13 protein-coding genes are annotated in these 12,822 nt (G+C 66.8%); 7 read left to right on the top strand and 6 right to left on the bottom strand.

The window, feature by feature from the left end; genetic code table 11:
* Positions 1-21: 21 nt before the first annotated feature.
* Both rpsI and rplM read right to left on the bottom strand, forming a co-directional pair.
* Positions 22-414 carry a 30S ribosomal protein S9 gene (gene rpsI, locus EOD73_RS11270; RefSeq protein WP_127683110.1) on the bottom strand — a complete coding sequence of 131 codons (393 nt, stop codon included), beginning with the start codon at positions 412-414 and terminating at the stop codon, positions 22-24.
* Positions 415-423: 9 nt separating this feature from the next.
* Entirely contained in the window at positions 424-852 is a 429-nt protein-coding gene (gene rplM / locus EOD73_RS11265) for a 50S ribosomal protein L13 (protein ID WP_127683109.1), read from the bottom strand.
* A gap of 191 nt (positions 853-1,043) precedes the next feature.
* Between rplM and EOD73_RS11260 the strand changes: the two genes are divergently transcribed.
* Entirely contained in the window at positions 1,044-1,736 is a 693-nt protein-coding gene (locus EOD73_RS11260) for a GNAT family N-acetyltransferase (RefSeq protein WP_127683108.1), read from the top strand.
* Positions 1,733-2,806 carry a serine/threonine protein kinase gene (locus EOD73_RS11255; protein WP_127683107.1) on the top strand — a complete coding sequence of 358 codons (1,074 nt, stop codon included), beginning with the start codon at positions 1,733-1,735 and terminating at the stop codon, positions 2,804-2,806. Before EOD73_RS11260 ends, EOD73_RS11255 begins: the two co-directional genes overlap by 4 nt.
* Before the next feature lie 2 nt (positions 2,807-2,808).
* Here the strand turns inward: EOD73_RS11255 and htpG are convergent, their stop codons facing one another.
* A complete protein-coding gene (gene htpG / locus EOD73_RS11250) occupies positions 2,809-4,689 on the bottom strand; it encodes a molecular chaperone HtpG (RefSeq protein WP_127683106.1) in 1,881 nt (626 codons plus the stop codon).
* Positions 4,690-4,794: 105 nt separating this feature from the next.
* On the opposite strand from htpG, the gene EOD73_RS11245 reads away from it, so the two are divergent.
* On the top strand, positions 4,795-5,433 hold the full coding sequence (locus EOD73_RS11245) for a ProQ/FinO family protein (protein ID WP_127683105.1): 639 nt from the start codon (positions 4,795-4,797) through the stop codon (positions 5,431-5,433).
* Between the two features lies 1 nt (position 5,434).
* Here EOD73_RS11245 and EOD73_RS11240 read toward each other — a convergent pair whose 3' ends face one another.
* The 3 genes from EOD73_RS11240 to EOD73_RS11230 form a co-directional block, all read right to left on the bottom strand.
* The gene (locus tag EOD73_RS11240; protein WP_127683104.1) at positions 5,435-5,635 is read right to left on the bottom strand and encodes a hypothetical protein; all 201 of its coding nucleotides are present in this window, start codon (positions 5,633-5,635) and stop codon (positions 5,435-5,437) included.
* Positions 5,636-5,733: 98 nt separating this feature from the next.
* A complete protein-coding gene (locus EOD73_RS11235; protein ID WP_127683103.1) occupies positions 5,734-5,973 on the bottom strand; it encodes a hypothetical protein in 240 nt (79 codons plus the stop codon).
* Between the two features lie 86 nt (positions 5,974-6,059).
* Positions 6,060-6,812 carry an enoyl-CoA hydratase/isomerase family protein gene (locus EOD73_RS11230; protein WP_127683102.1) on the bottom strand — a complete coding sequence of 251 codons (753 nt, stop codon included), beginning with the start codon at positions 6,810-6,812 and terminating at the stop codon, positions 6,060-6,062.
* A gap of 127 nt (positions 6,813-6,939) precedes the next feature.
* On the opposite strand from EOD73_RS11230, the gene yajC reads away from it, so the two are divergent.
* The 4 genes from yajC to EOD73_RS11210 all read left to right on the top strand — a co-directional run bounded on the left by yajC (position 6,940) and on the right by EOD73_RS11210 (position 12,794).
* Positions 6,940-7,263, top strand: coding sequence for a preprotein translocase subunit YajC (yajC, locus tag EOD73_RS11225; RefSeq protein WP_127683101.1), 324 nt, complete (start codon positions 6,940-6,942; stop codon positions 7,261-7,263).
* Positions 7,264-7,333: 70 nt separating this feature from the next.
* A complete protein-coding gene (gene secD, locus EOD73_RS11220) occupies positions 7,334-9,256 on the top strand; it encodes a protein translocase subunit SecD (RefSeq protein WP_127683100.1) in 1,923 nt (640 codons plus the stop codon).
* A gap of 1 nt (position 9,257) precedes the next feature.
* Positions 9,258-10,292, top strand: coding sequence for a protein translocase subunit SecF (gene secF, locus EOD73_RS11215; protein ID WP_127683099.1), 1,035 nt, complete (start codon positions 9,258-9,260; stop codon positions 10,290-10,292).
* A 42-nt stretch (positions 10,293-10,334) separates the two neighbouring features.
* The gene (locus tag EOD73_RS11210; RefSeq protein WP_127683098.1) at positions 10,335-12,794 is read left to right on the top strand and encodes a DUF1631 family protein; all 2,460 of its coding nucleotides are present in this window, start codon (positions 10,335-10,337) and stop codon (positions 12,792-12,794) included.
* Positions 12,795-12,822 lie beyond the last annotated feature (28 nt).

The raw sequence follows: 12,822 nt of genomic DNA, 5'->3' as shown, positions 1-12,822 counted from the left end.
TCTTGTCGGGGCAGGTGCGGATCAGCGCTTGCTGAACTGCTTCCGGCGGCGGGCGCCGTGCAAACCGACCTTCTTACGTTCGACTTCACGGGCGTCACGGGTGACGAAGCCGGCCTTGCTCAACTCCGGCTTCAGGGCCGCGTCGTAGTCGATCAGGGCACGGGTCACGCCCAGGCGCACGGCGCCGGCTTGACCGGATTCGCCGCCACCGCGGACGTTGACCTTGACGTCGAAGGTTTCGCTGTTGTTCGTCAGCACCAGGGCTTGGCGAGCGACCATGATCGACGTTTGACGGCCGAAGTACTGCTCGATGGGACGACCGTTCACGACGATCTTGCCCGTGCCCTTCTTGATGAAGACACGTGCCACCGAGGACTTGCGACGGCCGGTACCGTAGTTCCAATTTCCGATCATCGTGCGTCCTTAGATTTCCAGAGCCTTGGGCTGCTGAGCGGCGTGCGGGTGCTCACCACCGGCGTAGACCTTCAGCTTCTTGACCATGGCGTAGCCCAGGGGGCCCTTGGGCAGCATGCCCTTGACGGCCTTTTCCAAGGCGCGGCCGGGGTGCTTGGCCTGCATGTCCTTGAACTTGGTGGCGTAGATGCCGCCCGGGAAACCGCTGTGGCGGTAGTAGATCTTGTCTTCGGCTTTGGTGCCGGTGACACGGATCTTGTCGGCGTTCACGACGATGATGAAGTCGCCGGTGTCCACGTGAGGCGTGTAAATGGCCTTGTGCTTGCCGCGCAGTCGGAGTGCCACTTCGCTGGCAACACGTCCGAGCACCTTGTCGGTGGCGTCAATCACAAACCACTCGTGCGTCACTTCGGCCGGCTTGGCGCTGAAGGTCTTCATGAGATGTTCTCGATGTTGGGCTTCTTTGGAGAATTCCAGGCTGCTTTTCGGCCCTGCTTGTGAGGAGCGCCTCAGAAAAGGCGCCCGGCAGGCTCTCAAACCAACCCCTGCGCCCAAACCCAGTAAGACGCAGGAAAGCCCGCGAGTCTAACAGGGTTGACCCCAGGCCGGCAAGCTGCGACCCTTCGCCCATGCCCGCCTCCCTGGATGCCGCCCTCCAACGCTGGCGCGAACTGGTCGCCTGGGTGCCCATCCGTGCGCTGGCCCGTCGCCACCGGCGGCGCCTCCTGCGCCACCTGCTGGCATTGAGCCCGGCCGATCGCTACTTGCGATTTGGCTATGCCGCTGGCGATGCGCAGATCACCCGCTACGCCCTGTCCTTGGATTTCCAGCGCGACGAGGTCCTGGGCATCTTCAACCGGCGCCTGGAGTTGGTCGCCGCGGCGCACGTGGCCTACCCCCCCGATGCCGAATGGCAGGACGACACCGCCGAGTTTGGCGTGTCGGTGTTGCCCCGTTACCGCGGGCGGGGACTGGGCGGGCGGCTGTTCCAGTTGGCCTGTTTGCACGCCCGCAACCGCAACAAGCGCTTCTTGTTGATCCACGCGCTGTCCGAGAACGCGCCGATGTTGCGCATTGCCGAGCGCGCTGGCGCGTGGCCCGAAGCGACCGACGGTGGCACGGTCACGTCCCGCTTGCACCTGCCGAGCGACACCTGGCGCAGCCACACCGAAGAAGCCATCGAAACGCAGTTGGGCGAGTGGGACTTCCGCTTCAAGCACCAGGCCAAGCAGTTGCAAGACTTCGTGGACACGGTCCAGGGCGAAGTCCGGCAGTTGCTGGGGGATGATGCGCCGCCCCCGCCGCCGGACCCCTCGCCTTGAACCTCGATTACGCCGACCTCGACCCCAGCCGGGTTTTGGACGCTTTGGATGCCGCGGGTTTGCGCGGCGACGGCCGTCTGTTGCAACTCAATTCCTACGAGAACCGGGTCTATCTGGTCCACTTGGAGGAAGGGGAGCCGATCGTGGCCAAGTTCTACCGGCCGGGCCGGTGGACCGATGCGCAGATTCTGGAAGAGCACCGCTTTGCCCTCGATCTGCAGCTGGCCGAGGTGCCCTTGGCCGCCCCCTTGACCTTGAGAGCCACTGGCGCGCAGCTGATGGGGGAGCCGCCCACGCTGGCCCATTGGCAAGGCCTGCGCTACGCGGCCGCGGGCCGCCGAGGTGGCCGCTCGCCGGAATTGGAAGACCCCGAGGTGCTGGAGGCCCTGGGGCGCTTCATCGCGCGCATCCACCGCAGCGGCCGCGAGCGCGAGTTCGTGCACCGACCGCGCTGGGTGGGGCGAGCCCCCGGTGACGCCGCCCGCGCCGCGGTGGTGGCCAGCGGCGAGTTGCCCCCGAACGTTCAAGGGCGGTGGTTGGCCCAGGTCGATCGCTGTTTGGACGCGGTTCAAGCCGCATTCGACGCCTTGCCGGACCTTCGCCTGCAGCGCCTGCATGGCGACTGCCACCCGGGCAACCTGCTGTGGACGCCCGGTGGCAGCGCCCATTTCGTGGACCTGGACGATGCGGTGACCGGTCCGGCGGTGCAGGACCTGTGGATGTTACTCAGTGGCGACCCGGCCCAAGCGCGTTCGCAGGTGGCCTGCTTGCTCGACGGCTACGAGCAGGTCATGCCCTTTGACCGGCGCGAGCTGCGCTTGATCGAGCCCCTGCGGACCTTGCGCATGGTTCACCACAGCGGCTGGATCGCCAAGCGATGGACCGACCCCGCGTTTCCGATTGCTTTTCCTTGGTTCGGCACGCCCAATTACTGGGAAGACCAAGTGACCAAGCTGGGGGAGCAACTCGAGGCCATGCAAGAGGCCCAGAACGACTCGGGGGCGCTGCGCGCGCCCCCGGTGTCCGAGGGGGACGACGCCGTCGACTTTGACGGCGACGGCTTTGCCTGAGCTCAGGCCAACAGCAGGCGGTTCACCCGCTTGACGTAGGCCGCGGGGTCGGCCAGCGTGCCGCCTTCGGCCAGCAAAGCCTGGTCGAACAGCACCTGGGCCAGGTCGTCGAACTGCGCATGGCCGTCCAAAGCCTTCACCAGTGCGTGCTCGGGGTTGACCTCCAGCGTGGGCTTGGTGTCGGGCGCGGATTGGCCGGCTTGCTTGAGCAGGCGTGCCAGGTGCGCACTCATGTCGCCCTCGTCGACCACCACGCAAGCCGGGCTGTCCACCAGGCGCGTGGTGATGCGCACGTCCTTGGCGCGCTCCTTCAGGCTGTCCTTCAGCTTGTCCAACAAGGGCTTGAAGGCCTCGGCCGCTTCTTCCAGGGCCTTCTTCTCGGCCTCGTCTTGCAGTTTGCCCAGGTCCACCGCGCCTTTGGCCACCGACTGCAGTGGCTTGCCCTCGAACTCGTGCAGGTGGCTCAGCATCCACTCGTCCACGCGGTCGGTCAGCAGCAGCACCTCGATGCCCTTCTTGCGGAAGATCTCCAGCTGCGGGCTGCTTTGGGCGGCGGCCAGGCTGTCGGCGGTGATCACGTAGATCGCCTCTTGGCCTTCCTTCATGCGTGCCACGTAGTCGGCCAGGCTGACCCCTTCGCTGGCATGGGTCGAGGCGAAGCGCAGCAGCTTGGCAATGCGCTCTTGGTTCTGGAAGTCCTCACCGAGGCCCTCCTTGAGCACGGAGCCGAACTCCTTCCAGAAACCGGCGTACTTGTCTTTCTCGGCTTGGTCTTCGCTGTTGGCCAAACTCTCCAACATCGACAGCACGCGCTTGGTCGAGCCTTCGCGGATGGCGCGCACGTCGCGGCTCTCTTGCAGCAGCTCGCGGCTGACGTTCAGCGGCAGGTCGGCCGAGTCGATGACGCCGCGCACGAAGCGCAGGTAGGTCGGCATCAGCTCCTGGGCGTCGTCCATGATGAACACGCGCTTGACGTAGAGCTTCACGCCGGGCTTCTTGTCGCGGTTCCACAGGTCGAACGGGGCCTTGGCCGGGATGTAGAGCAGCTGCGTGTACTCGCTGCGGCCCTCCACGCGGTTGTGCGTGTGCGCCAGCGGGGCCTCGCTGTCGTGGCTCAGGGTCTTGTAGAACTCGTCGTACTGTTCTTGGGTGATCTCGCTCTTGGCGCGGGTCCACAAGGCGCTGGCCTTGTTCACCGTCTCCCAATCGTCGGTGGCGACGTAGGCACTCTTCTCGGCGTCCCACACCTCTTTCTTCAGCAGGATCGGCAGGCTGATGTGGTCGCTGTACTTGCCGACGATGCTGCGCAGGCGCCAGGCCTGGAGGTAGTCGTCCTCGTCGGCGCGCAGGTGCAGGATGACGTCGGTGCCGCGCTCGGCTTTCTCGATGGTCTCGACCTCGAACTCGCCCGTGCCGTCGCTGCTCCAGCGCACGCCTTGGCCTTTATCCAGTCCGGCGCGACGGCTTTCCACCGTGATGCGGTCGGCCACGATGAAGCCGGAGTAGAAGCCCACGCCGAACTGACCGATGAGGTTGGCGTCGCCCTTCTTGTCGTCGCCCAGCCGGGCCATGAAGTCGCGCGTGCCGCTCTTGGCGATGGTGCCCAGGTGGGCGATGGCTTCGTCGGCGCTCATGCCGATGCCGTTGTCGCGGATGGTCAGCGTGCGCTTCTCTTTGTCCACCAAGAGGCGGATGTCGAGGTTGGGCGTGTCTTCGAAGAGGGCGGCGTTGTCCAGGGCTTCGAAGCGCAGCTTGTCGCAGGCGTCGCTGGCGTTGGAGACCAACTCGCGCAGGAAGATCTCCTTGTTCGAGTACAGGCTGTGCGTGACCAGGTGCAGGATCTGCTGGACTTCGGCTTGGAAAGCGTGGGTGTGCTTGCTCATGGGGCGGTGACTGACAGAGTCGAGGTGCCAAGGCACCTGGGGTCGCTCCGAGGCGTTTCAAGGCCCCTGGCTTACGATGCCGGGTTTCCCTTGACGGTTGTTGCCATGTCGTCCGATACCCCCGCCGAGCCCGTTCCTGAGGCCCCCGCCGCGCCGGCGGCGGTGCGCAGCCCCGAAGCCGCGGCCGAGCGCTTGAAAGCCTTGTTTCCGGCCTTGTTCGGCGGGGCGCCCAAGCCCATCAAGCTCAAGATCCAGGCCGACATCGAAGCCCGTGCGCCCGGCGTGTTCCCCAGGCCGGTGTTGACGGCCTTCTTGCGGCGTTACACGGCCGGCAATGCCTACCTGCGGGCCATCGTTCGCGAGCCGCACCGCATCGACCTGGACGGCCAGCCGGCGGGCGACGTGGCCGACGAGCACCGCGAGGCCGCGAAGAAGGCCCTGGCCGAGCGCCGCGAGCGCCAGCAGGCGCGCGAGCAAGAGATGGAGGCCGCCCGGCGCTGGCGGCTGGATCTTTTGGCGGACTGGCAGCGAACGTCGCTCAGCCGCGCCAATTTCTGCGCGCTGAAAGGCGTCGAGGAGGCGTCGTTGGACGCCCTGTTGGCGCAAGCCAAAGCCGAATTGGCTGCCATGCCGCCGTCAGCGCCGCGCCGCCCGCCGCAAGGGCGGCCGGGTCAGCGTCCCGATGGCCGACCGTCGGAGCGCCGGGGTCCCCGCCCCGATCGCGGGGCGAAGCCCAAGGGTTGACTCAGCGGGGCTCGCAAGCCGGCGCGCACACGCGCTCTTGCCGGCCCATGAACTTGAAGGTGCGCAGCGCCGACGGCAGTCGGTGCTTGCCGCACTTGAAGCACGAGCGCATGTTGCCGCTCCCGAAGAACGGCGAGCCGTTCAGCTTGGCCTCGAAACGCAGACCGTCATCGCTGACGGCAGTGTGGGTGTCGGGGGTCATGCGCGTACCGGTGGTGGAAACCGGGCGCGATGCTAGGGCGAGTTCGTGACGAACTGCCTACAGGCTTGCCCTGCCCCTGAACCCGGGGCAGGCGCTGATTACTTTTTGGTCGCCAGCTGCTCTTCCAGCTCTTTGCACGACGGTGCGCACACCGGCTGGCTCTTGCCCAACAGCTTGCGCGACTTCAGCATGGCCCGGGGGCGGTGCTTGCCGCACAAGAAGCAGGACATGGTGGCCGCGCCAAACGACGAGGTGGCCGCGAACGGCGAGCCCGGTGCTTTGGACTTGTAGCGCAGGCCATCGGCCTCGATCAACGTTTTGGTGGTGTCCTTGGCCACGCTGGTTCTCGCCTGTTCGAATGGTTGGAATGAACGGCACGGCTCCCGTGCAGCCAGCTATTGTCGCTCAAGCCGGCCGCGTGCGATCACTCGCCCTTGAATTCAGGGGGTCGTCGTGCCTGCCACGCGGCCACGCCCTCGACCAAATCGCGAGACCGCGCACATTCGGCGGCGTCTTGGGCGTGCCGGTCGGCCCTCCAAGTGCCTTGGCCCAATGCATTGAGCTGCCGCTTCATGCCGCGCAGCGCCAAAGGCGCGAGGCCGGCCAGTTGTTCGGCCCAGCGGAGGGCGCCTGCCTCGAGTCGCGCGCGGTCGTCGTAGAGCTCGTCCAGGAAGTGCGCCGCGGCCATGGCCTCGGCGTCGAGGGTTTGTGCGGCCAGGAGCAAGCGTTTGGCAGTTCCGAGACCGAGACGACTGACCAGCCGGCGCATGCCCCCAGCGTGGTAGTGCAGGCCCAGGCGGGCGGCCGGGATGGCCATTTGCGTGTCGCGGCTACCCAGCCGGAAGTCGCAGGCCAGGGCCAGGTCGGTGGCGCCGCCCCACACGCCGCCGTGCAGAACGGCCACGGTGATGGGCTCCACCGACTCCCAGGCACTGCACAAGGCCTCGAAGAGGGCGGGGGCATCGACCTGGGGCACGGTGTCGATGTGGAAGCCACTGCAAAAATGCTTACCTTCCCCGCGCACCAGGACCACCCGCACCGAAGGCGTGGCGTTCAGTGCATCGATGTGCGCCCGGATCGCCTCCAAGTCGTCCAGTTCCAGTCGATTGGCTTGTGCCGGGCGGCACAGGCGGAGCGTGGCGATGGGGCCGTCGATGGTGAGTTGCGGGGGGGTCATCCAGGGATTGTCCGGGCTTGAGAAAGCGCCGCGACGCCCCAGTTCCACGCCATCCCCCGCCACCTAGAATGGCGGGTTCGTTTGCCGAGGGGTCAACCTCGGTGTCACTGCCCAGGAAGCCATTGCCGTGCTGATCTCTACCGCCTTTGCCCAAACCGCTGCGCCTGCGGCCTCGCCCGAATCCAGCCTGCTGAGCTTGCTGCCGCTGGTGGCCATGTTCGTGGTGCTGTACTTCATCATGATCCGTCCCCAGATGAAGCGTCAGAAGGAACACAAGGCCATGATCGAGGCCTTGGCCAAGGGCGACGAGGTCGTGACCGCCGGCGGCGTGCTGGGCCGCGTGAGCAAGTTGGGCGACAGCGTCCTGCACGTGGAAGTGGCGTCGGGCGTCGAGTTGCAAGTGCAACGCTCGGCCGTGGCGCAAGTGCTGCCCAAGGGCACCCTGAAGTGAATCGCCAGCCCGGCCGCGCGCCGGGCGACGCCGCCGGGCCTTTGTGGCGCTGGCGTGAGGACTGCCCATCATGAATCGTTACCCCCTGTGGAAGTACCTGGTGCTGGCCGCTGCGCTGGTCATCGGGACGCTGTACACCCTTCCCAACTTCTTTGGCGAGGCCCCTGCGGTGCAGGTGTCGGCCGCGCGCACCTCGGTGAAGGTCGACGCCGGCGTCCGTGACCGCGTCCTGGGTGCCTTGGCCGATGCCAAGATCACGCCCGACTTCGTGCAGTGGGAAGGCAACTCGGTGCGCGCGCGCTTCAGCGACACCGACGTGCAGATCAAGGCCAAGGACGCCATCAGCAAGGCCCTGAACCGCGACCCGGCAGAGCCGGACTACGTGGTGGCTTTAAACCTGGTGTCGCGGTCGCCCCAGTGGCTGGCCCAGATCCGGGCCTTCCCGATGTACTTGGGCCTGGACTTGCGGGGCGGCGTGCACTTCTTGCTGGAGGTGGACATGAAGGCGGCCATCAGCAAGAAGGTGGACGCATTGATGGGCGATGCGCGCTTGGCGTTGCGCGAGAAGAAGATCCGCGCCAGCGTGGCCCGTGTGGGCGACAGCTTGGTGCTGAACTTCACCGACGCCGCCACGCGCAACACCGCGCGCAACCTGCTGTCGGACCGCATCACCGACATGACCTGGGAAGAAGCGGGCGAGGGTCAATCTTTGACCTTGACCGGCCGCTTCAAGCCCACGAGCCTGGTGGCGGTGCAGGACGCGGCCCTGAAGCAGAACATCAACACCCTGCACAACCGCGTCAACGAGCTGGGCACGGCCGAGCCGGTGATCCAGCAGCAGGGCCTGAATCGGGTGGTGGTGCAGTTGCCGGGCGTGCAGGACACGGCGCGGGCCAAGGGCATCATCGGCCGCACCGCCACCTTGGAAGTGCGGATGGTCGAGGCCCACGGCCAGCAAGGCGTGCGCGACTACGACCCCGGCCGCTTGCAGGCTGCGCTGGCGGGTGACGTGCCTTCGGACATGGAATTGCTGTACGGCCGCGACAACCGCGGCAACGGCCCGGAGCCGCTGCTCGTCTCCAAGCAACTGGTGTTCACCGGCGACAACCTGAACCGCGCTGATGCGAACTTCGACCAGCAAGGCGGCGGGGGCTCGGTCGTGGTGGTGGGCCTGGACAGTGCCGGGGCGGCCTCCATGAAGGCGACGACCCGCGACGGCGTCAAGCGCCGGATGGCGGTCATCCTGGTCGAGAAAGGCAAGAAGGAAGTGCTGACGGCCCCGACGATCCAGTCGGAGCTGAGCGCGTCCTTCCACATCTCGGGCATGGCCAACCCGCAAGAAGCCACGGACCTGGCGCTGCTGATGCGCGCCGGTCAGTTGGCCGCGCCGATGGACATCATCGAAGAGCGCACCATCGGCCCGAGCTTGGGCGCGGAAAACATCTCGCGCGGCTTCCAGTCGGTGATCTGGGGCTTCGTGGCGGTGGCCGTTTTCATGTGCGGCTACTACATGCTGTTTGGCGTGTTTTCTTCGCTGGCGCTGGGCTTCAACTTGTTGATGTTGGTGGCCGTGCTGTCCATGATGCAGGCCACCTTGAGTTTGCCCGGCATGGCGGCCATCGCCCTGGTGCTCGGCATGGCCATCGACTCCAACGTGCTGATCAACGAGCGCATTCGCGAGGAGCTGCGGGCGGGGGTGGCGCCGCAGACGGCCATCCACATCGGCTACGAGCGCGCGTGGGCGACCATCTTGGACTCCAACGTCACGACCTTGATCGCCGGCTTGGCCCTGTTGGCCTTTGGTTCGGGGCCGGTGAAGGGCTTCGCCGTTGTGCACTGCCTGGGCATCTTGACCTCGATGTTCTCGGCGGTGATGTTCTCGCGCGGCTTGGTCAATCTTTGGTACGGCCGCCAGCGCAAGCTGAGCAAGGTGTCGATCGGTCAGGTATGGCGCCCGGCCACGCAGCCGGCAACGAAAGACGGGGAAGCCTGACATGGAACTGTTCCGCATCCAACGGGATATCCCGTTCATGAAGTACGCGTTGGTGTTCAACGCGATCTCGTTCTTGACCTTCGCCCTGGCGGTGTTCTTTCTGGTGACCCGGGGCCTGCACCTGTCGATCGAGTTCACCGGCGGCACGGTGATGGAGGTGGAGTACGCCCAACCCGCCAACCCCGAGGCGGTGCGACACACGGTCGAACCGATGAACTTCGGCGAGTTCCAGGTGCAGAAGTTCGGGTCGTCGCGCGACATCATGCTTCGCCTGCCGGTGCGTCCTGGCAAGAAGCAAACGGAGGTCGTGTCCGAAGTTTTCCAGCGTCTCTGTGCGGCAGAAAACGGCCAGGTGCAAACCAAGTCCTACGTCACCGACAAGGGCGAGCAGGTCAGCAAGCAGGTGTGCGTCACGGCCGAGGGGGTTGAGCCCTTGAAGCTGACCCGCAGCGAGGTGGTGGGCCCGTCGGTGGGTGACGAATTGGCCCGGGATGCCGCTTACGCGATGGCCTTCACGGTGATCGGCATCATGGTCTACCTCGCCTTCCGCTTCGAGTGGAAGTTCTCGGTGGCGGGCATCATCGCCAACCTGCACGACGTGGTGATCATCTTGGGCTTCTTCGCCTACTTCCAGTGGGAGTTCTCGCTGGCGGTGTTGGCGGCCATCTTGGCGGTGTTGGGCTACTCGGTGAACGAGTCGGTGGTGATCTTCGACCGGGTGCGCGAGGCCTTCCGCAAGTACCGGAAGATGACGCCGCACGAGGTCATCGACCACGCGATCACGTCGACCATGAGTCGCACCATCATCACGCACGGCAGCACCCAAATGATGGTGCTCTCGATGCTGGTCTTTGGCGGGCCCACCCTGAAGTACTTCGCGGTGGCGCTGACCATCGGCATCTTGTTCGGCATTTATTCGTCGGTCTTCGTGGCCGCGGCCATCGCCATGTGGCTGGGCGTGAAGCGCGAGGACTTGGTGAAAGTCTCGGTGAAAACCGAAGACCCGGACGACCCGAACGCCGGGGCCGTGGTGTAAGGTTTCGGGCCCTTTGCGACCCGCCGCCAGCCACCCCCTTTCATGACCACGGCCCCCGCCCCCGCCGCCCTGGCGCAGTCCGCGCGGCGAGTCTTCGTGGACAGCTTGGTCCGCGGCTCTGCCGCGGTGCCGGCCGTGCTCGTGGAGGCCGTGCAGCAGCGCTTGATGAGCAAGGTGGCCGACTCGGTGCGGCCTGGGCAACTGCGCGACGTCTTGTCGAGCCTTCAGCAGCATGGCGCCACGTGGCAGATGGGCCTCATTGCAGCCCTGCGCGCGCAGTTCCGTGCCGCCAAGGGCAGCACGACCGCCCCCGCGCCCAGCGCAGCCCCACCCGCGACGCCGCCGCCGCAAGGCGCAAGCAGCCTGTCCTTGGTGGGCGACGCCACGATCGAGCGCGAGATCGCCAGCAGCCGGCTGGCTTTGTCCTTGGTGGGCGACGCCCATTGGCAGTTCACCGACCTGCGCACCCGCATGCAGGCCCTGGAGCGCCGGGGCGACCTGTTGCCCGACGACCTGCTGCGGCCGCAAACCACCGCCCTGATTTGGATCGACGCCTGGGCCAAGGCCGACCTGACCCCATCGGAGTGGCAGGTCCTGCACGAGACCCTGGAGGCGGAGTTTGCCCAGTGGTTGGGAGCGGCCTACCACGACGCCAACCACTGGTTGCTGGAGCAGGGCGTCTTGCCCGACGTGGACTTGCGGCCTTTCATCCGGCGCACGCGCGGCGTGCAGGCCACCGTGCCGGTGGGGGCCAGCTTCGTCGAGTCGAGTTCGGCGGCGGGGAACCTGCGGCCCGAGCACCGCCACCGCGCCGACTTCGGCGCGTCGCCCGCCTACGAGGTGGTGATGGTGGACGGGGCGGTGTCGCACTCCACCGGCGGAGGGGCCTTGGTCAGCGGGTCCGGCGCACGGGACGCGGTGCGCCGCAGCCCTGTGGCGATGCGCTCGGCCGAGGTGTTGGAGCAGATGCAGCAGGTGCTGGCCCGCGAGGTGCCTGCCATGGCGGTGGTTCGCCCAGCGCTGGCGATGGCGCCCTCGTCCGAAGGGCTGATGGCCGCCGAGGGCGGCGCGCGCACCGCCCCGCTGGATGCCCAGGGGCTGGTGCGCATCTCGCCCCGGCTGCAGGCGGTCATTCAACGCGCCCAAGTGGCCCTGCAACGGCCCCACGGGGGGGGCAGCGGTGCGCCGGCCGAGGCGGTGGGAACGGGCGGCCTGCTGGAAGAGTCGCGGGCGCGCAGCCAGGCCTTCAAGCAGGTGCTCAAGCAGGCGGCCGGCAGTCCGGAAGAGCGCGCCACCATCGAGTTGGTGGCCATGATGTTCCAAAGCATCTTGCAGGACGAGCGCCTGCCGGCCAGCATCCGCGTGTGGTTTGCGCGCCTGCAGATGCCGGTTCTGCGCGTCGCGGTGCTGGAGCCCGACTTCTTCGCCACCAACGACCACCCGGCGCGCTCGCTGATCGACCGCATGGGCGCCTGCGCACTGGGTTTCGACCCGTCGCAGGCCATGGGCGACGTGCTGGAGCGCGAGGTCAAGCGCATCGTCCAGGTGGTCGAGGCCTACCCGGACACCGGCCGCAAGGTCTTCCAGACGGTGTTGACCGAGTTCGAGTCCTTCCTGTCGCACTTCTTTGCCGAAGACAACGACGCGAGCAAGAAGGGCGTCTCGCTGGCCCAGCAGGTGGAGCAGCGCGAAACCCTGGCCATCCAGTACACGATCGAGTTGCGCAAGATGCTGGCCGACATGCCGGTGGACGACGGCCTGCGCGAGTTCTTGTTCCAGGTTTGGGCGGATGTGCTGGCCGTGACGGCCATGCGCCACGGCCCGCAGGCCGAAACCACCGTGAAGATGAAGCGTGCCGCGGCCGACCTGATTTGGTCCGGCGGCGCCAAGAGCTCACCGGAAGAGCGGGCGGAGGTGATTCGCCGCTTCCCGGCCCTGCTCAAAACCCTGCGCGATGGCATGGGGCACGCCACGATCCCGGCCAAGAAGCAAGACGAGCACATCCGCAAGCTCAATGCGGTGCTGGCCACGGCCTTCACGACCAAGGCCGCGCCCATCCCCAAGCAGCGCTTGGACGAGTTGTTCGAGCGCCTGCAAGACCTGGAGTCGATGCTGCCCAGCGTGGCCGACATCGACCTCGACGAGGACCTGGTCCGGGACCTGTCCGGTCACGAGCGCGAAGGCTTGGAGGTCGTGTCGGACGGGGGGCAGCAGCCCAACGAGGCCATGTACCAGTGGGCGCGGGAGCTGCCGGTGGGCGGTTGGTTCCGCTTGAACTTCCGCGGCCGCGAAGACACGGTGCAGTTGGCCTGGGTCGGTGCGCAGCACTCGCTGCGGCTGTTCGTGTCGCCCCAGGGGCGCGCGATCCTGTTCCCGCTGCACCGCTTGGCGGGCTACTTGCAAGCCGGCTTGCTGCAGCCGGCCCAGGAAGAGTCCTTGACGGTCAAGGCCACGCGCGATGCGCTGGCCATGTTGGAAGCCCAGCCCGACGCGCTGAAGTGAGCGGGCCGCCGTGATGGCGGCGCGGTGC

This window comes from Inhella crocodyli (genome assembly GCF_004004565.1).
GTDB lineage: Bacteria > Pseudomonadota > Gammaproteobacteria > Burkholderiales > Burkholderiaceae_C > Inhella > Inhella crocodyli.
This window is presented reverse-complemented; position numbering and strand designations above follow the sequence as displayed.